The 20,852-nt window shown below is 65.1% G+C and carries 19 protein-coding genes; 2 read left to right on the top strand and 17 right to left on the bottom strand.

Going from position 1 to position 20,852, the window contains the following annotated elements:
- Positions 1 to 68: 68 nt before the first annotated feature.
- From J2X38_RS08035 to coxB, 17 genes are all read right to left on the bottom strand, one after another.
- Positions 69 to 1,265: an MFS transporter gene (locus J2X38_RS08035; protein ID WP_310253001.1), complete on the bottom strand. Its 1,197-nt coding sequence runs from the start codon at positions 1,263 to 1,265 to the stop codon at positions 69 to 71.
- Entirely contained in the window at positions 1,258 to 2,322 is a 1,065-nt protein-coding gene (locus J2X38_RS08030) for a LacI family DNA-binding transcriptional regulator (protein ID WP_310252999.1), read from the bottom strand. The genes J2X38_RS08035 and J2X38_RS08030 overlap by 8 nt, the downstream gene beginning before the upstream one ends.
- Before the next feature lie 95 nt (positions 2,323 to 2,417).
- Positions 2,418 to 3,920, bottom strand: a complete 1,503-nt coding sequence (locus J2X38_RS08025; RefSeq protein WP_310252997.1) for a tryptophan 7-halogenase — start codon at positions 3,918 to 3,920, stop codon at positions 2,418 to 2,420.
- Positions 3,917 to 4,948: a cupin-like domain-containing protein gene (locus J2X38_RS08020; protein WP_310252995.1), complete on the bottom strand. Its 1,032-nt coding sequence runs from the start codon at positions 4,946 to 4,948 to the stop codon at positions 3,917 to 3,919. Before J2X38_RS08020 ends, J2X38_RS08025 begins: the two co-directional genes overlap by 4 nt.
- Complete coding sequence (locus J2X38_RS08015; RefSeq protein ID WP_310252993.1) at positions 4,941 to 5,660, bottom strand: SapC family protein; 720 nt, start codon at positions 5,658 to 5,660, stop codon at positions 4,941 to 4,943. Before J2X38_RS08015 ends, J2X38_RS08020 begins: the two co-directional genes overlap by 8 nt.
- A 12-nt stretch (positions 5,661 to 5,672) precedes the next feature.
- On the bottom strand, positions 5,673 to 7,199 hold the full coding sequence (locus J2X38_RS08010; protein ID WP_310252991.1) for a tryptophan 7-halogenase: 1,527 nt from the start codon (positions 7,197 to 7,199) through the stop codon (positions 5,673 to 5,675).
- A gap of 105 nt (positions 7,200 to 7,304) precedes the next feature.
- On the bottom strand, positions 7,305 to 10,313 hold the full coding sequence (locus J2X38_RS08005; protein ID WP_310252989.1) for a TonB-dependent receptor: 3,009 nt from the start codon (positions 10,311 to 10,313) through the stop codon (positions 7,305 to 7,307).
- A gap of 167 nt (positions 10,314 to 10,480) precedes the next feature.
- Positions 10,481 to 11,359 carry a class I SAM-dependent methyltransferase gene (locus J2X38_RS08000; protein ID WP_310254820.1) on the bottom strand — a complete coding sequence of 293 codons (879 nt, stop codon included), beginning with the start codon at positions 11,357 to 11,359 and terminating at the stop codon, positions 10,481 to 10,483.
- A gap of 4 nt (positions 11,360 to 11,363) precedes the next feature.
- The gene (gene thrC, locus J2X38_RS07995) at positions 11,364 to 12,761 is read right to left on the bottom strand and encodes a threonine synthase (RefSeq protein ID WP_310252988.1); all 1,398 of its coding nucleotides are present in this window, start codon (positions 12,759 to 12,761) and stop codon (positions 11,364 to 11,366) included.
- Between the two features lie 26 nt (positions 12,762 to 12,787).
- Positions 12,788 to 13,432 (bottom strand): SURF1 family protein, encoded by a 645-nt coding sequence (locus J2X38_RS07990; protein WP_310252987.1) that lies wholly within the window; start codon positions 13,430 to 13,432, stop codon positions 12,788 to 12,790.
- On the bottom strand, positions 13,425 to 13,817 hold the full coding sequence (locus tag J2X38_RS07985; protein WP_058538170.1) for a DUF983 domain-containing protein: 393 nt from the start codon (positions 13,815 to 13,817) through the stop codon (positions 13,425 to 13,427). The genes J2X38_RS07990 and J2X38_RS07985 overlap by 8 nt, the downstream gene beginning before the upstream one ends.
- A 1-nt stretch (position 13,818) precedes the next feature.
- Complete coding sequence (locus tag J2X38_RS07980; protein WP_310252984.1) at positions 13,819 to 14,694, bottom strand: cytochrome c oxidase subunit 3; 876 nt, start codon at positions 14,692 to 14,694, stop codon at positions 13,819 to 13,821.
- A gap of 80 nt (positions 14,695 to 14,774) precedes the next feature.
- Positions 14,775 to 15,323 carry a cytochrome c oxidase assembly protein gene (locus J2X38_RS07975; protein WP_231740071.1) on the bottom strand — a complete coding sequence of 183 codons (549 nt, stop codon included), beginning with the start codon at positions 15,321 to 15,323 and terminating at the stop codon, positions 14,775 to 14,777.
- Between the two features lie 23 nt (positions 15,324 to 15,346).
- On the bottom strand, positions 15,347 to 15,496 hold the full coding sequence (locus J2X38_RS07970) for a hypothetical protein (RefSeq protein ID WP_162835104.1): 150 nt from the start codon (positions 15,494 to 15,496) through the stop codon (positions 15,347 to 15,349).
- Positions 15,493 to 16,404: a heme o synthase gene (locus J2X38_RS07965; protein ID WP_310252980.1), complete on the bottom strand. Its 912-nt coding sequence runs from the start codon at positions 16,402 to 16,404 to the stop codon at positions 15,493 to 15,495. The genes J2X38_RS07970 and J2X38_RS07965 overlap by 4 nt, the downstream gene beginning before the upstream one ends.
- A 60-nt stretch (positions 16,405 to 16,464) precedes the next feature.
- Positions 16,465 to 18,138: a cytochrome c oxidase subunit I gene (gene ctaD / locus J2X38_RS07960; RefSeq protein WP_310252978.1), complete on the bottom strand. Its 1,674-nt coding sequence runs from the start codon at positions 18,136 to 18,138 to the stop codon at positions 16,465 to 16,467.
- A 15-nt stretch (positions 18,139 to 18,153) separates the two neighbouring features.
- Entirely contained in the window at positions 18,154 to 19,266 is a 1,113-nt protein-coding gene (gene coxB, locus J2X38_RS07955) for a cytochrome c oxidase subunit II (RefSeq protein ID WP_310252976.1), read from the bottom strand.
- Between the two features lie 232 nt (positions 19,267 to 19,498).
- Between coxB and pyrE the strand changes: the two genes are divergently transcribed.
- Positions 19,499 to 20,086, top strand: coding sequence for an orotate phosphoribosyltransferase (gene pyrE / locus J2X38_RS07950; RefSeq protein ID WP_310252974.1), 588 nt, complete (start codon positions 19,499 to 19,501; stop codon positions 20,084 to 20,086).
- Positions 20,083 to 20,826, top strand: coding sequence for a pyridoxine 5'-phosphate synthase (locus tag J2X38_RS07945; RefSeq protein ID WP_310252972.1), 744 nt, complete (start codon positions 20,083 to 20,085; stop codon positions 20,824 to 20,826). Before pyrE ends, J2X38_RS07945 begins: the two co-directional genes overlap by 4 nt.
- The last annotated feature ends 26 nt before the right edge of the window (positions 20,827 to 20,852 follow it).

Here is a 20,852-nt window from a genome sequence, read left to right as displayed (position 1 = left end):
GTGAACGTTATCAAGTTTCACTTCGCATAGGGAGTGGATGAAAGCAAGCGCTCTGTTTTTGCGTTATATCAGCGCAGCCGTGGCATCGTCGCGAGCAGCAGCACCGCGATCGCGGAGAGCGCCGCGAGCAACAGGAAAAGCGCGTCGAAACCGAAACCCGGGACGAGCGAGATCGTCAGCCACGGCATGATCAGCGACGGCACGGTATTGGTCAGATTGAAGATGCCAAGGTCGCGCCCGCGCCGGTCCGACCGCGGCAGGATGCGCAGCGTCTGGCTGCTATGGAGCGACAGGAACACGGTCGACGCGATGCCGAAGACGAGGTAGCTCGCCTTCGCCGCGTCGAGCCCCGTCGCCAGTGCCATACCGACCATTCCGAGGCTCGACACCGCCGCGGCGACGACGAGCGGCACGAAGGGCCGGTCGTTGCGGTCGGCCCAGCGGCCGCTCGCCAGCGCGATCGGTATAGCGATCGTCAGCGCCATGCCGAACAATCGCGCCTTTTCATTGTCGTGCATTCCGGGATCGATCGAGCGGAACCAGAAATAGAGATAGGCGAACAGCGCCGCCTCGGCGATCTGGACGAGCAGGCGCGCCAGCCACATCCGCACCGCCGGTCCGGTCGGTCGCCGCCGCCGCTCGCCAACTGCGCGAGCCGGGGGCGGCGCGGTGAGGTCGGGGAACGCACGCGGGCGGCCGAGCAGCAGCACCGGCAGGACGGCGCTTGCCACCAGCAGCGCAATGACCACAAGCCGCTGCTCCGCCGACACCAGCCCCGGCCAGGTGACGAGCCACCCCGACCAGCCGCCGAGCGCCGGCGAAAAGGCGAGCAGCCCGCCGAGCAGCCCCTTTTGTTCATCGGGAACGAGGTCGCCCGCCCATGCCGCGAGCGGCCCGAGCATCATGTTGAGCGTGAGCTGCCACGCGACGATGATCGCAACGAGCGACCAGATATTATGCGCGAGCGGAACGACCAGCAGCAAGGCGATCGTCAGGACCAGCCCCGTCAATATCCAGCCGCGCCGATTGCGCGTCAAATCGCTGAGCCAGCCGAAACCGATGCCGCCGGCGCTCGCCGCGACGGCACCGAAAAAGGTAACATATCCCAGCGTCTGCACGTCCGCAGCCCCCGCCAGCTGGGTCATGCGCCCGGGCAGCCAGATCGTCAGGAAGGGAACATAAGCGATCGCCCCGCCCGCCGACGCGAGCGCATAAAGCAGGAGGAAAGGGAGAGACTGGCGGCGCGGGGTCCCGGCTTCAGCCATGGACGGCGACAGGCGGCGCTGCGGTCGATCCGCGCTGGACGAGGCCGCCCTGCACGCGCGTCGGTTCGGTCGGACGCGGCGCCCCGCGCTGCGCCGCGATGATCAGCTCGACCGCGCGCGACGCGGTTTCGGCGACCGGCTGGTCGACCGCGGTCAACGCCGGCTGGGTGAAGCGGACGACCGGCGTGTTGTCGAAGCTGACGATCGACAATTGTCCCGGCACATCGATGCCGAGGTCGCGCGCAACCTCCAGCGTCGCGAGCGCCATCTGGTCGCTGCTCGCGATGATCGCCGTCGGCGGATTGGCGCTGGCCAGCAAATGCCGCGCCGCGGCGGCGCCCGACGCATAGGTGAAATCGCCCTCGGCGAGCAGCCCATCTGTGGCGAGGCCGGCCGCCGCCATTTCGCCTTCCCAGCCGTCGATGCGCCAGCGGCTGAGACTATATTCGGGCGAGCCCGGAATGAACCCGATGCGTTTGTGACCGAGATCGATCAGGTGCCGCGTCGCGCGCCGCGCCGACCCTTCGTCGTCCATCGTCAGCGCGATGCCCGCGTCGCCGCCGCGCGAACCGATGCGCGCGAACGGGATCTTCTGCTGGTCGAGCAGCCCGACGATCAGCGGATTATCCGAATGCGGCGGGGTCAGGATGACGCCGTCGGGCTGCAGCGCCGCGATCGCCGCGCGCAGTTCGCGTTCGACATGATCATTATGCGTGTCGACCAGCTCGAAGATCATCCGGTAGCCATATTCGGCGCATTTCAGCATCCCGCCGAGCAGCATCTGGTCGACCCAGTCGACCCCTTGCCGCCCCTGCCAGTCGGCAATCGTGCGTTCGCGGTCGTTGATCGCGAGGATCAGATAGGATCGCGACCCGCTCATCCGCTGCGCCGCGATCGAGGGAACATAGCCGAGCTTGTCGATCGACGCCTGCACGCGTTCCTTCATCTCGGGCCGTACATTGGGCTCGTCGTTGATGACGCGGCTCACCGTTTGCAGCGACACCCCCGCGTCGGCCGCAACATGCTTGATCGTAACCGACTGCCGCCGACGCCCCATTATCTTTCCCGGCCCCCTATCGTGTCGCAATCGCTAACCGCATCGTCGCCACAATGCCAGCCACTAACCCGTTCTGCTTCCATAATTTCCGCCCTTCAAGCCGCCTGCGGGACTGCGGCGCCGCAATAGCGGGCGACATAGTCCTGATGCGCGGGCAGGCCGGCGACCGTCTGGCGCACCTCGCTGCGGATCGCCTCGAGCAGCCGGTCGAGTTCGTCGTCGCGCAGCTTTTCGGCGATCGGGTGATGGCTTTGCGGCTCGATCCCCTGCCCCATCATCACCTGCACCCAGCTGTTCTCGGCGAACAATTCCTCATTCTTGCGGAACACGCGGCCGGTTTCGCGGAACAGCTCAATCTTCTGCGCCAGCGTGTCGGGGATCGGCATCGCCGCGCAATGGCGCCAGAACGGGCTGTCGCGGCGGTTGGTCACCTTGTAATGGAGGACGAGGAAATCGCGGATTTGCAGCATGTCCTGCATCTGCTGTTCATTGAACTCGGCGACGTCGCGTTCGCTGACGCGCCCCGCCGGCAGCATGCGGATGAAGCGCAGCACCGAGCGCTGGATCAGGTGGATGGCGGTCGATTCCAGCGGCTCCATGAAGCCCGCCGACAGGCCGACGGCGACGCAGTTGCGATACCATTGCTTGCGCCGTGTGCCCGCAGTGAAGCGCAGGAAATTGGGCTCGGTCAACACGTCGCCCTCGATGTTGCCGAGCATCCGGTCGAGCGCCGCATCCTTGCCCAGATAGCGGCTGCAATAGACGATGCCGTTGCCGGTGCGGTGCTGGAGCGGGATGCGCCATTGCCAGCCGGCGTCGTGCGCCATCACGCGCGTATAGGGGACGGGCGGATGGACGTTCGGCGTTTGCAGCGCGATCGCGCTGTCGCACGGCAGCCAGTTGCTCCAGTCGTCGAACCCGGCATGGAGCGCGCCTTCCATCAGCAGCGCCCGGAACCCCGTGCAGTCGATGAACAGATCGCCCTCGATCCGCCGGTCGCCGTCGAGGACGAGCGCCGCGATATCGCCGCTTGTCCCGTCGAGTTCGACACGCGCGATCTTGCCCTCGATGCGCTTCGCCCCGTCGGCCTCGGCCATCTCGCGCAGGAAGCGCGCGTAGAGCCCGGAATCGAGCTGATAGGCGTAGTTCATGCGGTCTTCGGGCAGATGCGCGAACTTGCCCGCGATCGCCGCCTTCAGCTCCATGCAATAATCGTCATAGGGCTGCTCGTGCCCCTTGGTGCGGCCATAGAGCCAGAAATGCTGGAAGCCCGCCGACCAGTGATCCTTGCCGGTCAGGCCGAAGCTGTGGAAATATTGCGTCCCCAGATCCTTCCAGTCGTCGAACAATATGCCGAGCTTGAAGGTCGCCTGCGTCGCGCGCATGAAATCGGCTTCGTTGATGCGCAGGATGCGGTTGAAATTGACCAGCGGCGGAATGGTGGATTCGCCGACGCCGATCGTCCCGATCGCCTCGGATTCGACCAGGGTCAGGTCGACCGCCTGTCCCAATGTGCGCGCGATGGCCGCCGCCGCCATCCAGCCCGCGGTGCCGCCGCCCGCAATCACGATGCGCTGGATGCGTTTATCTTCATTCATCGGCTGAGTGTCCTCAACAGGAAAGCGCGGAGGCGCCCGGCGCTTTCGGGGGTGAGCCGCGCCAGGATGCTGCGCGCCTTTTCGGGAATATGGTCGGTGACCTGCTCGTTATTCTCGAACACATAATGGTCGAACAGCTCGCGCCAGATCGCCTTGTCCTCGGGCGGCAGGTCGCGGATCGCGAGGATCGCGTGGTTGAGCGCGACCTGCGGCTGCCCCAGCCAGGCGGGCGTGCTGCGCCACCAGTAATTGACTAGGACATTGAAGTCCGCGAGCCCCTCGACATGGTGCCACCACATCGACGGGATGAAGATCGCATCGCCGGGTTCGAGTTCGATCGTCCGCGCCTCGGCCATCGCATCGACGAAGCGCGGGAAGGCCGTCAGGTCGGGCGCGTCGAAGTCGACCATGCTGACCGCACGGCCCGCCGGCGTGTTGTCGATCGGCCCCAGATAGAGGTTGCGGAACTGGTGCGGCGGGAACAGCGTGAAGCGGCGACGGCCGACGGCGCAGCAGGCGAGATTGTCGGGAAAGTCGTTATGTGCCGCGATCTTGGTGCGCGTGCCGATCCAGATGCTCTTCAGCGGATCGCGGTCGCCGAGATCGACCGAATTCGCTTCGTCGAGCCCGTCGAAATGCGACGGGATGTCGATCGAGGCGAGATAGACGGTGCGGTTTTCGCCCTGTTCCTCGGCCGTATCGATGCCGCCGAAGATGTCGGCGAGCTTGCCCGTCCCGATCCGGAAATTCATCTCCATCTCGGCATTGTAGAACAGCCGCCCGTCATGCCCGGGCGCGCCGATCGAGACCTTGAACGGACGGTCGCGCGCATGACCCAGCAGATAGCGCCGCGCGTCGCGCGCCGACCGTTTGCCCGCCGCAACCAGCGGCCAGTCGCTCACCAGCCCACGAAGGACAAAGGGCTCGCGCGCGCCTTCCAGCAACGCGCCCGGCCCCGCCCCCTTATTCCATTCGCGCTCGCGCACCGGCGCGAGGCGGTCGTATATGGCGCGGTCGCGCTCAGCCACCGGCCAGCCTGCGGTTCTTGCGCGCGACGAGCACCGACAGCTGCGACAGCGAGGCGAGCGCCATGAACATCGGCATCAAATGCCCCGCCGCGTGGAGCGCGCCGAGCGCCTCGCCGCCCAGCGCCCGCAGCTTCGCTTCGTCGATGATGTGGAAGCCGACGAGCGAATGGATCGATCCGTCGTCGAGTGTGACTTCGAGGCTGAAGGGTTCGAGCAGGTCGTAGGCGAGCAGCGCGTCGTAGAAGGCGCCGCTCTCGCGATAGCCTTCGTCGAGGTCGCCGAGCCGCCCCGCGATCCCGTCGAGATAGGGCGTCGCCATGCCGTCGGCATCGAACAGCCGGATGCCCTCGCCCGCCGCGGCGATGCGCGGGTGGTCCATGTCGATGTGGATTTGCCCCGGACCGTCGCCACCCGCCGGACGTCCGATCAGGAACGGCTGGATCGCGGCCGATAGCGGGCGATAGCGTGCATCCCAGCGGTCGCCGTCGAGGAACAGATTCTCGCCATTTTCGAAACCGAACATCGCCAGCGCGGTAAAGTCGTCGCGCCCCGTTTCGCGGCGGAAGAGGATCGGGAAATGCGCCTGCACGCGTCGGAATTCGCTCGGCACCGTCAGCGTCGCCATGATGTCGTCGCCCAGCTCCGCCCCCGCGTCGGTCCGGATGCGGAGGTCGCGGTGGGTCTTGTTGTCGAGGACGGCGTGGCGGGTCATCAAATTCCTTTCCTATCGCGCCGCGGCTTGGGTACCGGGCGCGAGGGCGTCGAGATAGTCGCGATTGGCGGGCAGCGCCGCGGCGAGCGCGCGGGCGCGCTGCCGGTTCTCGGCGAGCAAGGCGGCCGCGCGCTCGCTCGATGGCAGATCGGCGGGCACCGGTTGGCCCATGCCATAGAGGATATATTGGTGGCTTTCGGCCGAGAAAATCTCGTCGACGCGCGGGAAATCCCATGCCGACGGCGGCTGGTCGCGCCACAGCGCCAGCATCTCCGTCAGGCGCGGCGGCATGTGCGCTGCGTCGCGCTGGGCCAGCCAATAGGGCTCTTCGCGCCGGCTGAGCGCATAGTGGAGCTTGAGGAACTCGACGATGCGATCCCAGCGATAGCGGAACAGGTCGTTGAAGCGGTCGGCGTGGATCGGCATGGCCGCGCGGCGGGCCGGAAAATTGTCGATGAGCGCCTTCAACGACAATTCGATCATCACGATCGCCGATGCCTCGAGCGGTTCTATAAAGCCCGCCGACAGGCCGACGGCGACGCAATTGCCTTCCCAGAAACGCGCCCGGTGCCCGGTCGGAAAGGTCAGGCGCCGTGCCGGAACGTCGGGTGCATCAGGCAGGACGCGCGCGATATAGGTGCGCAGGGTCGCCTCGGCCGCATCGTCATCCATGAAGCGGCTGGCATAGACGCAGCCGATGCCGCGGCGTCCCGGCAGGCCGATGTCCCAGATCCAGCCGGCGGCATGCGCGGTCGACACCGTCTGCGACGCGATCGGGCTGCCGGGGGCGACCGGAACCTGCGCCGCGAGCGCGCGGTCGTTAAACAGGATATCGCCGCGATCGATCCACCCGACGCCCAGATGATTGCCAATCAACAGCGATGCATGGCCGCTGCAATCGATGAACAGGTCGCCCGCAATATCGCCGTTCTGGCGTGTCGCCACCGATGCGATGCCGCCCGCACCGTCGCGCGCCACATCGACGACATGGTCCGATATGTGACGGACACCGAGCCGCTGCACCGCATGCATCGCAAGCAGGTCCGCGAACTTGCCGGCGTCGAGGTGATAGGCGTAATTCGCCGCGCCCTGATAGTCGGGCATCGCGCGTTGGCGCGGCGCGAGATCGAGATCGCAAACATGCGCCTGCGCGGTCATCGCCGCCGCGAACGGCAGCTCAGGCGCCCCCGCCTGCCAGGCCGCGAGCAGTTCGGCAGTCGGTGCGGCGGGAGGCGGCGTGAACGGGTGCAGGTAACGATCGCCCTCGGCGCCGGTCACCCAGCCGTCGAACCGCGACCCCTGTTTGAACGATCCGTCGCACGCGGCGAGAAATTCGGCCTCGCCGATCCCGATCGATGCCAGTGTCGCACGCATCGTCGGCCAGGTTCCCTCGCCGACGCCGATCGTCGGGATATCGGGCGCCTCGATCAGCGTGACGTCGAGCTTTGCGGCGCGAGGCGCGCTGGCGAGAAGGCAAGCCGCGAGCCATCCGGCGGTGCCGCCGCCCACGATGACAACCCTCTCGACCGCGCTATTCATTACCGTCGATCCTAAGCCAACCCACCGCCGCCGTCACGCAAAAGAGCCGCACCCCGAAAGGTGCGACCCTCTTGCCTGCGACCCGGCGAAAGTGGCCCACCCGCCTTAGAAGCTGAACCTGACCCCCGCCGCGTAGCGGGCGAAGCCCGGCTGCACGAAGGTGACGTTGTTCTTGTGCCGCGTGTGGCCCCGCCGTCCCTCGCCGGTCAGATTGATCGCCTCGACAAAGGCGGTGAGGCCGGGGATGAACTCATAGCTCGCGCTGGCGTCGATCTGCCAATATTCCTCGATATAGGTCGGGTTCGGACCCGAACCTTGAAGGAACTCGTCGCGCCAGTTCCACGCGACACGCGCCTGGAGGCCGTTCTTGTCATAATAGGCGACCGCGTTGGCGCTGTCGCTGAGCCCCGTCAGCGCGAACTGGGGAACCGCCACCGCCGCAGGCTTCGTATTGTCATAGGTCGCGTCACCGTTGACGATCGTATAGTTCAGGATCACGCCAAAGCCCGTGTCCCAGAAACTGTGCTGGAGCGCGAACTCCCACCCCTCGATTGTCGCCGTCTGATCGCTGTTGACCGGCGTCGTGATCTCGAAATTGACCTCCGGATCGCCCGGCGCGGCAAGGATGGTATTACCGCTCACCGTACCGGGGAAATTGTTGAGGATATACTGGCGGATATCCCCGACCGTCGGGTTCGGCGGGAGCGCCGCGAGCGCCGCCTGCCACCGCGGGCCGTTCACCGGGGTCGTAATCCCGGGCGCGCTATAGTCGATGCGCGTCGAGGATATGAAATTGCTGACATCCTTATGGAAATATCCAGCCGAGACATAGCTTGTCGGTGCGTAATACCATTCGGCCGACAGATCGATATTCTTCGACTTGTACGGGATCAAACCGGGGTTACCCAGCGCCCCCGTGCCGCCGCCCACGCGGAACAGCGTATCGAGCGAGCGCCCGCCCTGCATACTGGCATAGTCGGCGCGCGTGATCGTGTGGCTGTACGACGCACGCAGCTTCACATTTTCCATCGGCGAGACGTCGAGGTCAAACGCGGGCAGCCAATTATTGTACGACCCTTTGAAACGCGTGAACTGCTCATCGGGCGAAAAAATGACATTGAATTCATTCTCGCCCACCCAGGTGGTGGTCACGGGCACCGGCACCAGCGCCGACGATGCGATATCGGTCGTTTCGTAACGGATACCCGCGACGAAATGCGCCGGGTTCTGGAAAAGGTCGAACACGGTCGCGACCTGCAGATAGGGCGCCAATGTTTTTTCGGAGATGCGCCGGTCGGTATTGAATTCCGCAAGGCAGGTTCCCGGCTGCGCCGTGCCCGTCGCCGGGTTGCTGCACGACTGGTAATTCTGCTCGATCAGACCGGCCATGCGCTCGAAATCGAAGGTGTAGAAGCTCTGTATCATGCCGTCGCGGGCGAGACCCGGGAATTTGTCGGGAAGCGTCACGAGCGAGAAGATGTCGTCGGGAATATCCGAAGCCGGGCCCGCCCCGCCCCACGTATCGTCGTTCTGGATCGTGCCGAATGCCGAGCGAACTTTGCTGTCGACATAGGAAACGCCGAAATCGATGCTGTCGAGGAAACCGCCGTCATGGTCGTATTTGCCGCGGAGCTGGATCTGGTCGATCCGGTTCCGGAAATAGGCGTTGCGAAACGCATTGCCGGTCGGCGTGATCAGCGCGGCATTCAGCGGATCGATCCCCGGATGCATCCCATAGGAGATGACCGGCAGATCATTCTCGAAATTGATCGTCTGGTTGGCGACACCGAAAACGGCATTGCCCAGCGACATGCTCGATCCGAAATTGTTGACCGGCTTCACTTCGGCGGTCGAATGATGCGCGTCGAGTTCGACCGTTACGCCGTCCGGGCCCTTCCATTCGAGATTGAAGCCCAGCGAATTATTCTCCGCCCGGTTTTCCTGAAGCGCGCCGCTGTAGGACAGATCCTTGCCGACCTGGCAGTTGTTCGGCGGGGCCGGCGACGGCGCCGAGCAACCCGGGTCGGGCGGTCCAAAGCGCTCGGTGTAGAAGAGCGGACCCGCGACCGGACCATCGGTCCACGCGCTCGACGTGTCGCCATGGTTGAACCACACGCCGACATTGCTGTTCCGCGTTTCGACGGTGTTGCGCGAATAGATATAATCGACCGTCGCGGTCAGATTGTCGGTCGGGCGAAATTGCAGCACCGCCTGGCCGTTGATGCGTTCGCGGTCGATGTCGTTGAGATCATAGGATGCGTTCTGCGGCACCTGATAGACGTCGGTCGGATCGGGCCGGTTGGTGATGTTCGCAGCGCCCCCCGTACCCGGCTGCGCCAGCGAACCCCAATTATTCTCGCTGCCAAGATAACCGTCGCGATAGCCCACATTGGCCGAGTTCGTGCTCGATTTGCGCTTCTGGTAAGAGCCCGCGATCATGATGCCGATTGTGTCATCGGCAAAGGTCGTGCTGACGATCCCCGAGATTTCGGGGGTGATCGGGTTGCCCTCGTTACGCGAGGTATCATACACGCCCTTGACGGCGAGGCTGCCGCGCAGCCCCGGATTGTCGAGGGGGCGCGGGGTGCGAATGTTGATGGTCGAACCGATGCCGCCCGATTCGATCGTCGCACGGCCGCTCTTGTAGACCTCGACGCCCGCTATGCCTTCCGACGCGAGGTTAGCGAAGTCGAACGAGCGCGACGATGGTGCGCTGCCGCCGTCGCCGATGGTCGCAGTCGGCACCTGGCGACCGTTGACCGTCACCAGGTTGAATTCCGGCCCGAAGCCGCGGACCGTCACCAGCGAACCTTCGCCATTGTTACGGTCGATAGACACGCCAGTGATGCGCTGCAGCGATTCGGCGAGGTTGGTATCGGGGAATTTTCCGATGTCTTCGGCCGAGATCGCGTCGACGACGCCCTGCGCCTCGCGCTTGATGTCGGCCGATGCGGCAAGGCTGGCGCGGATACCCGTCACGACGATCTCGTCGCCGTTCACTTCGCCCTCGGCCGGCGCCTCCTGCGCGGCGGCCGCTTGCGCCATGCCCATCAAGGACAGCGCCGACGTGCCGACCAGAAATTTGCCCAGCCACTGCTTTTGAGACGCCCGCATCCCATTCCTCCCAAATAGCCGCTCTTTTTTGGCGGCATTCCCGTTATGTGAACGTTATCTAAATGGGAACGTTCTCATTGTCAACGCATCGGCTGTGGCATTTCGGTCACAATATTACAGATTCTGCGCCGCAAACGTATGCGACATAATAAGCGCGAAGTCCGCGATCAGCGGCTCCAGCGCGCAAAAATCGCGGTCGGGAGCAGCAATCCCCGCGCCTCTTCGCGCACCGCGAGTTCGCCGCACTCGACCTTGCCGGGCAGGTCGGCGAAAAGCTGCGCCAGCAACTCGCCGATCGCGAGCGCCGACATGCGCACCGCATAGACCGTGAGGAACAGCGCGCGGCTGTCGGCGTCGAGCAGCTGGCGGCAGTCGGTGAGCAGGGGCGCGAGCCCCTCCTCGATCTGCCAGCGTTCGCCGGTCGGGCCGCGGCCGAATTTGGGCGGATCGAGCAGGATCGCGTCGTAGCGCTTCTCGCGCCGGACCTCGCGCGCGGTGAACTTGCCTGCATCGTCGAGGATCCATCGGACAGGCTTGTCGGCCATATCCGCGAGCGCGGCATTCTCGCGCGCCTGTCCCACCGACTTCTTCGACGCATCGACATGCGTGACCGATGCGCCCACCGCGGCGAGAGCCTGGCTGCCGACGCCGGTGTAGCCGAACAGATTCAGGAAAGCGGGGTCCGCCTTGTCCGCGACGCGTTCGCGCAGCCAGTCCCATACCGGCGCCATGTCGGGGAAAAAGCCGAGGTGGCGAAAGGGCGTACACTGCGCGGTGAAGCGCGTTTCGCGCCATGCGAGCGGCCAGCCCTCGGCGGGCACGGGCTTGTTATAATACCAGCGGCCGCCGCCATCGTCGTCGGACGCCGGGACGAACTCGCCATCGGCGGCGTCCCACTCGCTTGCTGGGAGCGCGGGCGCCCACATCGCCTGCGGTTCGGGACGGATGAAACGATAGCGGCCATAGCGTTCGAGCTTGCGTCCATTGCCGCTGTCGACCAGTCCATAATCGTCCCATGCCTCACCGACGAGCGTGACGAGGGGCAGAAGATCAGCCACGCGCGGCTTCCGCGAGAACAAAGGCCTTCACGGCGTCATAGTCGCCGGGCAGGCGCGTATAACGTTCCTCGCGATCGAAGAGATTGCCGAGCCGCGCGGGCAGCGGCGGGCGCACGCCGGTCGCGCGCTCGACGGCTTCGCGGAACTTTGCCGGATGCGCGGTTGCGAGTGTGACGACGGGAATATCGGCATCGATGTCGAGCGCGCGTGCGGCGGCGAGGCCGACCGCGCTGTGCGGATCGATGATCTGCCCGCCATGTTCCTGCGCCCAGCGCAGCGCGAGCGCCATCGCGTCGCCGTCGATGCTCGCGCTCGTGAAGAGCCCGCGCGCGCCCGCGAGCATGTCGGCGGGGATCGTCATCGCGCGGTTCGTGTCGAACTCGCCCATCATGCCGGTGATCGCCGCGCCGTCGCGCCCCGCGAGGTCGAACAGCAGCCGTTCGAAATTGCTGCTGACCTGAATGTCCATGCTGGGCGTCGCGGTCGCGGTGACCGTGCCCGCGCTATAGTCGCCGCGGGTCAGCGCGCGGTGGAGAATGTCGTTGACGTTCGTCGCGACGACGAGCTTTGCGATCGGCAGCCCCATCTGCGCCGCGACATAGCCCGCGAAGACATCGCCGAAATTACCCGTCGGGACGCTGAACGCGACCGGACGGTCGGGACCGCCGAGGCGGACCGCGGCGTAGAAATAATAGACGACCTGCGCCATCAGCCGCGCCCAGTTGATGCTGTTCACCGCCGACAGCGTGACCTGGCCGCGCGCTTCCTCGTCGCCGAACAGTCGCTTCACCATCGCCTGCGCGTCGTCGAAGCTGCCGTCGATCGCGATATTGTGAACGTTGGGGGCAAGCACCGTCGTCATCTGGCGCCGCTGGACGTCGCTGACCCGGCCCTCGGGATGGAGCATGAAGATCTGGATGTGCTCGCGCCCTGCAACCGCCTCGATCGCCGCCGATCCGGTATCGCCCGAGGTCGCGCCGACGATCGTGATGTTCGTATCGCCGCCGGCGAGGAATTTCTCGAACAGTTCGCCGAGCAGCTGCAGCGCAACGTCCTTGAACGCGAGCGTCGGGCCGTGGAACAGTTCGAGCAGCCAGTGGCGATGATCGAGCTGGACGAGCGGGGTTACCGCATCGTGGCTGAAGCGGCCATAGGCGGCGCGGCAAAGCCCGCGCAGTTCGTCTTCGGTCAGCACGCCCTCGACGAAGGGCCGCATGATCCGCACCGCGGTTTCGGAATAGTCGAGCCCCGCTAGCGCACGGATGTCCTCGATCGACATCTGCGGCCATTTCGCCGGCACATAAAGGCCGCCGTCGCTGGCAAGACCGGCCAGCGTTGCGGCACGAAAGTCGAGGGTCGGCGCAGAGCCGCGGGTGCTGATATAGTCCATGACGAAATGCGCCTAGCGGCGCGCCGTCACGGCTGCAAGCGGCGGCGGACCGCAAGGATGTAGATAATCAGCGCCACGATCGCGAAGAAGAACCATTGGAAGGCATAGGCAAGGTGATTGTTCGGCGTATCATCGGCCGATGGCACCGCGCTGGCCCGCAATCCCGCGACCGGTTGATCGGCGATCAGCATCGCACGCGCGGGCATCGCCTTGCCCATCGCGCGCTCCATCACCGTCGGCTGTTCGGGGCCGGGAACGATCGTCCCCTGCACCGTTCCGCCCGTCCATTTGGGCGGCGTGAAATTGTCGCCGATCCCGACATCGACAAGCACGCCCGGCCCTTCGGCGCCGGTGCGGCAATCGGCGATCATGCGGATGCCCGACTGGCCCTTGATGTCGGTGCCGCTGCGCGGATCCCAGCGCACGGGTTCGAGGCAGACGATGCTGCTCTTGCGATAGAGCATGGCGTCGGGAACGGGCGGCAGCTCGGGATAGGCGACCATCGACGACATCGCCACATTGCGCTGGAACAGCGCGATCAGCGCTTCCTTCTCGCTCTTGCGCTGCAACTGCCAGACGCCGAGCGCGATCATCACTGCGACCGCGGCGAGCACAAGCAGGGTCGGGATCAGCGGCCAGCGCCGCGTCGGCTGTTGGGCTGGTTCAGTCATTCTTGTCCACCTTACGGCCTTCGGCGGCCTGACGCTGATGCTCGCTCGCCAACAAGGCGCCCTTGCCGACACGCAGGCCATAGATGACCGCGGCGGCGGTCAGCGGCACCCACAGGATGATATGCACCCACAAAGGCGGCCGTACCACGGCATCGAGCGTCAACGCGATCGCGATCAGCAGCGCGCCGATGATCAATGTCAGGAAGGCCGCGGGGCCGTCGCCGACATTGTAGCGGCCATAATCGAGGCCGCAGCTTTCGCATTTCGCGCGGAATTTCACCGGCCCTTCGAACAGCGTCGGCGCGCCGCATTCGGGGCAGAGACCAAAAAGGGCAGCGCGCCAGACCGGCGGCTGCCCCTTTTGAAATTTGTCGCCAGCCGGCAATTTAGTGCGCGGCGATCGGCGCGCCCCAGCCGCCCCAGACATAGACGATGATGAAGAGGAACAGCCACACGACGTCGACGAAGTGCCAGTACCAGGCGGCGGCTTCGAAACCGAAATGCTGCGTCGGGGTGAAGTGGCCCTTGTAGGTGCGCACGAGGCAGACGATCAGGAAGATCGTGCCGACGAGCACGTGGAAGCCGTGGAAGCCGGTCGCCATGTAGAAGGCCGAGCTGTAGTTGCTCTGCCCGAAGCCCCACGGCGCGTGCATATATTCATAAGCCTGGATCGTCGAGAAGATCGCGCCGAGGATGATCGTCAGCCACAGGCCCTTCTTGAGCCCTTCGCGGTCGCCGTGGATCAGCGCATGGTGCGCCCAGGTGATCGTCGTACCCGAGCAGAGCAGAATCAGCGTGTTGAGCAGCGGCAGCGAGAAGGGATCGATGACTTCGATGCCCTTCGGCGGCCACATGGTGATCGCCGCCGCGCCGTCCTGGCCGAACAGCGAGGTGACCGCGCCTTCGGCATATTCGATCGGCACCGGGAAGAGCGAGAAGTCGAACCACGCCCAGAACCAGCCGACGAAGAACATGACTTCGGACGCGATGAACAGGATCATGCCGTAGCGCAGGTGCAGCTGGACGACCGGGGTGTGGTCGCCGGCGTGGGCTTCGTTGATGACGTCCGACCACCAGCTGAAGAAGGTGGCGATCACGCCCATGAAGCCGAGGCCGAGCACCCACTTGCCGATGCCGCCGAAATAGTCGGCGTGCATCGCCATGACGAGCCCGAAGAACATCACGAGGGCAGCGACCGAGCCGATGAGCGGCCAGACGCTGGGATTTACGAGGTGGTAGTCATGATGTTTCGCACCGGACATGGCGTGTTTCCCGTTTTTAGCAGCCCCAGCATGATGATTCCCCATCATCTGCCGGTCTTGTTAGACTCTTGTTCGCGGCCTTAGCTCGCCTTTTTACCCTCGTCTACAGGGTGGAAGGTGTAGCTGAGGGTGATTTCCTGCACGTCGCGCGCGTCGGGGTCGTCCATGATCTTGGGATCGACGAAGAACAGCACCGGCATGCGCATCTGCTGCCCCGGCTCGAGCCGTTGCTGGGTGAAGCAGAAGCACTGGATCTTGGTAAAATATTTGCCCGCCTGATCGGGCGTGACGTTGAAGCTGGCGGTCCCGACGACGGGATGCGCCGAATTATTTTCGGCAATGAAGATCGCCATGTCGCGCGCGCCGATGCTCACCGTATCGGTCGGATGCTCGGGATAGAATTTCCACGGCAGGTTCGGCGAGACATTGGCGTCGAAACGGACCGAGACCGTCTGGCTCAATATTTCGGGCTCGGCCGCCGCGGCGACCGGATCGTAACGCTGCGTCGTACCGCCGAAGCCGGTGACGCGGCAGAAGAGATCGTAGAGAGGCACCGCCGCGAACCCGAGACCGGTCATCGCGAGCGCCATCAACGCCGCGAGGCTTGCGGTCTTCGCGTTCGGGGACATGCGCCCAATGACCGGAAAAAACGTCATGAGAAAATCTGCATCTTGGCGATGGTGATGAAGAAAAAGAGGATCGCCAATGCGCCGAGCATCCACGCCATCAGGTTCGCGCGGCTGCGCTGACGGCGGCGATATTCGACCTCGTCAAAGGGTTCGTTCGGGGTTTCTTCGGTCATAGCGGCCACCAATGGTCGGCGACGACAGCGCCGAACAGAATGAAAAGATAAGCGATCGAATAAGCGAACAAGCGCTTTTCGGGTTGCATCAGGTCGCCCTCGCCCGTGGTGCGCGTACCGACCTGAACCGACAGCAGGACGAACACGGCCGAGAGCACCACCGCGGTCCAGCCGTAAAGCGCGCCGGTGTAGCCGAGCGGCCACGGCGCGATCGCGGCGGCGGCCATGATCAATGCGTAGAGGAGGATCTGGCGCCGCGTCGATTTCTCACCCGCGACGACGGGCATCATCGGGATGCCCGCGGCGGCATAGTCCGAGCGCATGAACAGCGCGAGCGCCCAGAAATGCGGCGGCGTCCACAGGAAGATGAGCAGGAACAGCAGCACCGGCAGCGGCGCGATCGACCCCGTCGCGGCGACCCAGCCGATCAGCGGCGGAAAGGCGCCCGCCGCGCCGCCGATGACGATATTCTGCGGGGTCCGCGGCTTCAGCCACATCGTATAGACGAAGACGTAGAAAAGGATCGAGGCGGCGAGCAACAGCGTTGCCTGCCAGTTCGACGCGAACAGCATCAGGAACAGCGAAAAGGCGGCAAGCCCGACGCCGAACTGCAATGCGGTCTGCGGGTCGAGGCGCCCGGCGGGAAGCGGCCGGCCCGCGGTCCGCTTCATCTTCGCGTCGATTCCGGCTTCATACCATTGGTTGAGCGCGCCCGAAGCCCCTGCCCCCAGCGCGATCGCGAGGATCGACGAGAAAGCGAGCACCGGCGGCACATGCCCCGGCGCCGCGAGCAGGCCGCACAAGGCGGTAAACACCACCAGCGACATCACGCGCGGCTTCGTCAGCGCGAACAGGTCGCGCCAATCGGCGGGTAGTGCCGTTTCGCCGTGGGTCAGGCTCTGCGCCATATTTACTCCGGCCCGAAAGTCGTGCGCCCCCTGCCATCAAACGGCAGGGGGCAACACACATCAGGCGATACGCGGCAGTTCGTTGAACTGGTGGAACGGCGGCGGGCTCGACAGCGTCCATTCGAGCGTCGTCGCGCCTTCGCCCCACGGATTGTCGGCGGCCTTCTTGCCCGCGAACAGCGAGTAGAGGATGTTCACGAAGAAGAAGAGCATGCCGACGCCCATGATCACATAGCCGAGCGACGAGATGTGATGCCAATAGGCATAGGCTTCCGCATAGTCGGGGTAACGGCGCGGCATGCCCTGCTGGCCCAGGAAGTGCTGCGGGAAGAACATGACGTTCACGCCGATGAAGAAGACCCAGAAGTGCAGCTGGCCGAGCGCCTCGTTGTACATCCGGCCCGACATCTTCGGGAACCAGTAATAGAAGCCGGCGAAGAGCGAGAAGACCGCGCCCAGCGACAGCACATAGTGGAAGTGCGCGACGACATAATAGGTGTCGTGCAAATTGGTGTCGACGCCGCCATTGGCGAGCACGACGCCGGTCACACCGCCGACGGTGAACATGAAGATGAAGCCGAGCGACCACATCATCGGCGTCTTGAAGCTCAGCGTGCCGCCCCACATGGTGGCGATCCAGCTGAAGATCTTGATGCCCGTCGGAACCGCGATGACCATCGTCGCGGCGGTGAAGTACATCTTGAGGTTCACGCTCATGCCGACCGTGAACATGTGGTGCGCCCACACGATGAAGCCGACAACGCCGATCGCGACCATGGCGTATGCCATGCCGAGATAGCCGAACACCGGCTTCTTGCTGAAGGTCGAGATGATCTGGCTGACCATGCCGAAGCCCGGCAGGATCATGATGTACACTTCGGGGTGGCCGAAGAACCAGAAAAGATGCTGGTAGAGGACGGGATCGCCGCCGCCGGCCGCATCATAGAAGGTGGTGCCGAAGTTGCGGTCGGTCAGCAGCATGGTGATCGCCGCGGCGAGCACCGGCAGCGCGAGCAGCAGCAGGAAGGCGGTGACGAGCACCGACCACACGAACAGCGGCATCTTGTGCAGCGTCATGCCCGGCGCGCGCATGTTGAAGATGGTGGTGATGAAGTTGATCGCACCAAGGATAGACGCCGCGCCCGCGAGATGGAGCGAGAAGATCGCCATGTCGACCGCGGGCCCCGCCGAACCGCTGGTCGACAGCGGAGCGTAGACCGTCCAGCCGGTGCCGGCGCCATTGCCGCTGCCACCCGGAACGAACATCGAACCGAAGAGCATGACGAAGGCAACCGCAGTCAGCCAGAAACTGACGTTGTTCATGCGCGGGAACGCCATGTCGGGCGCGCCGATCATCAGCGGGACGAACCAGTTGCCGAAGCCACCGATCATCGCCGGCATGACCATGAAGAACACCATGATCAAGCCGTGCGCGGTGATCATCACGTTCCAGAAATGCTTGCCCGCGACCTCGTCGGCACCGCCGCCAAGGGCGCTGGCCCAGCCCGAAAGATACTGGACGCCGGGTTCGGCGAGTTCGAGCCGCATCATGCCCGAAAGCGCGCCGCCGACGATGCCGGCGACGATCGCGAAAATCAGGTAGAGCGTGCCGATGTCCTTGTGGTTCGTCGACATGAACCAGCGGACAAAGAAGCCGGGCGTGTCGTGATCATGGTCGTCATGCGCATGGACGGCATGGCCATGATCGGGTGCAGTTGCAGCGATATCGGTCATCTGTCGGACCCCTTATTAATTCTTGGCGGCCGGCGCGGCGGCGGGCGCCGCTGCCGGAGCAGCTTCGGGTGCAGTGGTCGGGGCGGCAGCCGGCGTCACGGCAGGCGCCGCAGCCGGAGCGGCGGCAGCGGGAGCCGGCGCGGCAGCGGCGGGAGCCGCGGCGACCGGACCGGCGGGGTTACCACCCTTCGAGCGAACCCACGCTTCCCACTTGTCGACCGGAAGCACTTCGACGGCGATCGGCATATAGCCATGATCGACACCGCAGAGTTCCGAGCACTGGCCGTAATAGACGCCGACCTTGTTTGCGGTGAAGGTCGTTTCGTTGGCGCGGCCGGGGACCGCGTCCATCTTGGTCCAGAAAGCAGGGACCGCGAAGCTGTGGATCACGTCGGCGCCGGTGATGATCAGCTTCACCTGACGGCCGACGGGAACGACCATGCGATTGTCGACAGCGAGGTGATAGGGCTCGCCCGCGGCCTTCGCCTTGTCTTCGGGCAGGATCTTCGAGACATATTCGCCGATGCCCTGGTCGGGATAGGCATAGCCCCAATACCATTGGTAACCCGTGACCTTGATCGTCAGCGCCTCCTTTTTCGGCGGCTCATATTGCGCCGCGAGCAGGCGGATCGACGGCACCGCGATCACCGCGAGGATCAGCACCGGAATGGCGGTCCAGATGATTTCGATGAAGGTGTTGTGCGTCGTCTTCGACGGCACCGGGTTCGCCTTGGCGCGAAACCGGAACATCACCCAGAGCAGGAGGCCGAGGACGATCAGCGTGATCACCGTGATGACGGGCAGCAGGATCACATGGTTGAACCAGTAAGCCTGTTCGCCGATCGGGCTGACCTGCGGCTGGAAATCGATGCCCGCGTCGACCGGCTGGCCAACCCCGGGGGTCGGCTTCATCGGAACGTAGGTCGCATCGCCAGCCGGAGCCGCGGCGGTCGTCGCGACCGGTGCCGCTGCCGGAGCGGCCGCATCGGTGGCGACCGGAGCCGGATTCGCCACAGCCGTTGCGGCAGGTGCTTCGGCCGGAGCCGTCGCGGGTGCCTGCGCATGGCCGGCGCCCACCGCGCCCAGCGACAAAGCTGCCGCAATTACAAGGGTTTTCAAGCTCTTCATAAGGATAGTGCCGCCCGTTGCCTGTTGTTCTTATTGATGCCCCACCCCCTTTGCGGCAGCCGCCGGACACGCGTCGCGGCAGCCGGCAAGGGGCTGAATCTCGCGGGCGCTATAGACCCGCTTGCCGCTTGCCTCAAGCATCTCTAACACTATTTTGCGGCTGGATAATCTTCGCCGCCAAAACCCGGTCGCCCATGATGAGCGACGCACAGGACAAAAGAACAACTCCTCCATGACCGATGATGAAATCCTGGCCGAATTCCGCGCCGCCGACGCCCTGCTCCAGGGCCATTTCCTGCTCTCCTCGGGCCGCCACAGCGAATATTACCTGCAGTGTGCGCGCGTATTGATGGACACCGAACGCGCCGGACGGCTCGCCGTCGCGCTTGCCGCGAAGCTGCCGCGCGACCTGAAACAGGCGATCGATATCGTCGTCTCGCCCGCGATGGGCGGGGTGATCATCGGGCATGAAATGGGCCGCGCGCTTGGCAAGCCCGCGATTTTCGTCGAGCGACCGACGGGCACCTTCGAACTGCGTCGCGGCTTTACGATCGACCCCGGCGCCAAGGTGCTGATGGTCGAGGATGTCGTGACCACCGGCCTGTCGTCGCGCGAGGCAATGGAGGCGGTGCGCGCCGCGGGCGGCGAAGTCATCGCCGAGGCCGCGCTCGTCGACCGCTCGGCGGGCAATGTCGAACTCGGCGTGCCCTTCTACCCGCTCGTCGCGATCAATTTCCCGACCTATGCGGAGGATGAATTGCCCGAGACGCTGGCAGGAACCGAAGCGGTGAAGCCCGGCAGCCGGAGCAAGGCGGCTTGAACGGCGGCGCGCCCTCCCGCCTGCGGCTCGGCGTCAACATCGACCATGTCGCGACGATCCGCAACGCACGTGGGGGCGAGCATCCCGACCCGGTGCGCGCGGCCGAAACCGTCGCGGCGGTCGGTGGCGACGGGATCACCGCGCATCTGCGCGAAGACCGCCGCCATATCCGCGACGACGACCTCGCGCGCATCCAGGCCGCGACCGACCTGCCGCTGAACCTCGAAATGGCGGCGACCGACGAGATGCTCGAGATCGCGCTGCGCCACATGCCGCACGCGGCATGCATCGTTCCCGAAAAGCGCGAGGAGCGCACGACCGAGGGCGGGCTCGACGCGGCGGGGCAGCATAACCACCTCGCGCCAATCGTCTCGCGGCTGAACGATGCGGGCATCCGCGTCAGCCTGTTCATCGAGCCCGACGCGCGGCAGATCGAGGCGGCGATGCGCCTCCGCGCGCCCGTCGTCGAATTCCACACCGGCCGCTACGCGCATGTCGCGGGCGAAGAACGCGCCGTCGAACTCCGCCGCCTCGCCGACGCCGCCGCGCTCGCGTGGAAGAATGGCATCGAGCCGCATGCGGGGCATGGCCTTACATACGAGAATGTCGTTCCCGTCGCCGCGATCCCGCAACTCGCCGAGCTCAACATCGGCCATTATCTGATCGGCGAAGCGATCTTTACCGGGCTCGAGGACGCGGTGCGCCGCATGCGCGCGCTGATGGACGAGGCGCGCGGATGAGCGCGCGCCCTCCCCGTCGCCCCCGC

It is taken from the genome of Sphingopyxis sp. BE235, assembly GCF_031457175.1.
In the GTDB taxonomy this organism is placed as follows: Bacteria; Pseudomonadota; Alphaproteobacteria; order Sphingomonadales; family Sphingomonadaceae; genus Sphingopyxis.
Note: the sequence above shows the minus strand (reverse complement) of the source record. Positions and strands in the feature narration are given on the sequence as shown.

Coding starts and splice junctions, on each gene's coding strand:
- J2X38_RS08035 (WP_310253001.1), bottom strand. CDS start 1,265: ATGGCTGAAGCCGGGACCCCGCGCCGCCAGTCTCTCCCTTTCCTCCTG.
- J2X38_RS08030 (WP_310252999.1), bottom strand. CDS start 2,322: ATGGGGCGTCGGCGGCAGTCGGTTACGATCAAGCATGTTGCGGCCGAC.
- J2X38_RS08025 (WP_310252997.1), bottom strand. CDS start 3,920: ATGAATGAAGATAAACGCATCCAGCGCATCGTGATTGCGGGCGGCGGC.
- J2X38_RS08015 (WP_310252993.1), bottom strand. CDS start 5,660: ATGACCCGCCACGCCGTCCTCGACAACAAGACCCACCGCGACCTCCGC.
- J2X38_RS08010 (WP_310252991.1), bottom strand. CDS start 7,199: ATGAATAGCGCGGTCGAGAGGGTTGTCATCGTGGGCGGCGGCACCGCC.
- J2X38_RS08005 (WP_310252989.1), bottom strand. CDS start 10,313: ATGCGGGCGTCTCAAAAGCAGTGGCTGGGCAAATTTCTGGTCGGCACG.
- thrC (WP_310252988.1), bottom strand. CDS start 12,761: ATGGACTATATCAGCACCCGCGGCTCTGCGCCGACCCTCGACTTTCGT.
- J2X38_RS07990 (WP_310252987.1), bottom strand. CDS start 13,432: ATGACTGAACCAGCCCAACAGCCGACGCGGCGCTGGCCGCTGATCCCG.
- J2X38_RS07980 (WP_310252984.1), bottom strand. CDS start 14,694: ATGTCCGGTGCGAAACATCATGACTACCACCTCGTAAATCCCAGCGTC.
- J2X38_RS07975 (WP_231740071.1), bottom strand. CDS start 15,323: ATGTCCCCGAACGCGAAGACCGCAAGCCTCGCGGCGTTGATGGCGCTC.
- J2X38_RS07970 (WP_162835104.1), bottom strand. CDS start 15,496: ATGACCGAAGAAACCCCGAACGAACCCTTTGACGAGGTCGAATATCGC.
- J2X38_RS07965 (WP_310252980.1), bottom strand. CDS start 16,404: ATGGCGCAGAGCCTGACCCACGGCGAAACGGCACTACCCGCCGATTGG.
- ctaD (WP_310252978.1), bottom strand. CDS start 18,138: ATGACCGATATCGCTGCAACTGCACCCGATCATGGCCATGCCGTCCAT.
- coxB (WP_310252976.1), bottom strand. CDS start 19,266: ATGAAGAGCTTGAAAACCCTTGTAATTGCGGCAGCTTTGTCGCTGGGC.
- pyrE (WP_310252974.1), top strand. CDS start 19,499: ATGACCGATGATGAAATCCTGGCCGAATTCCGCGCCGCCGACGCCCTG.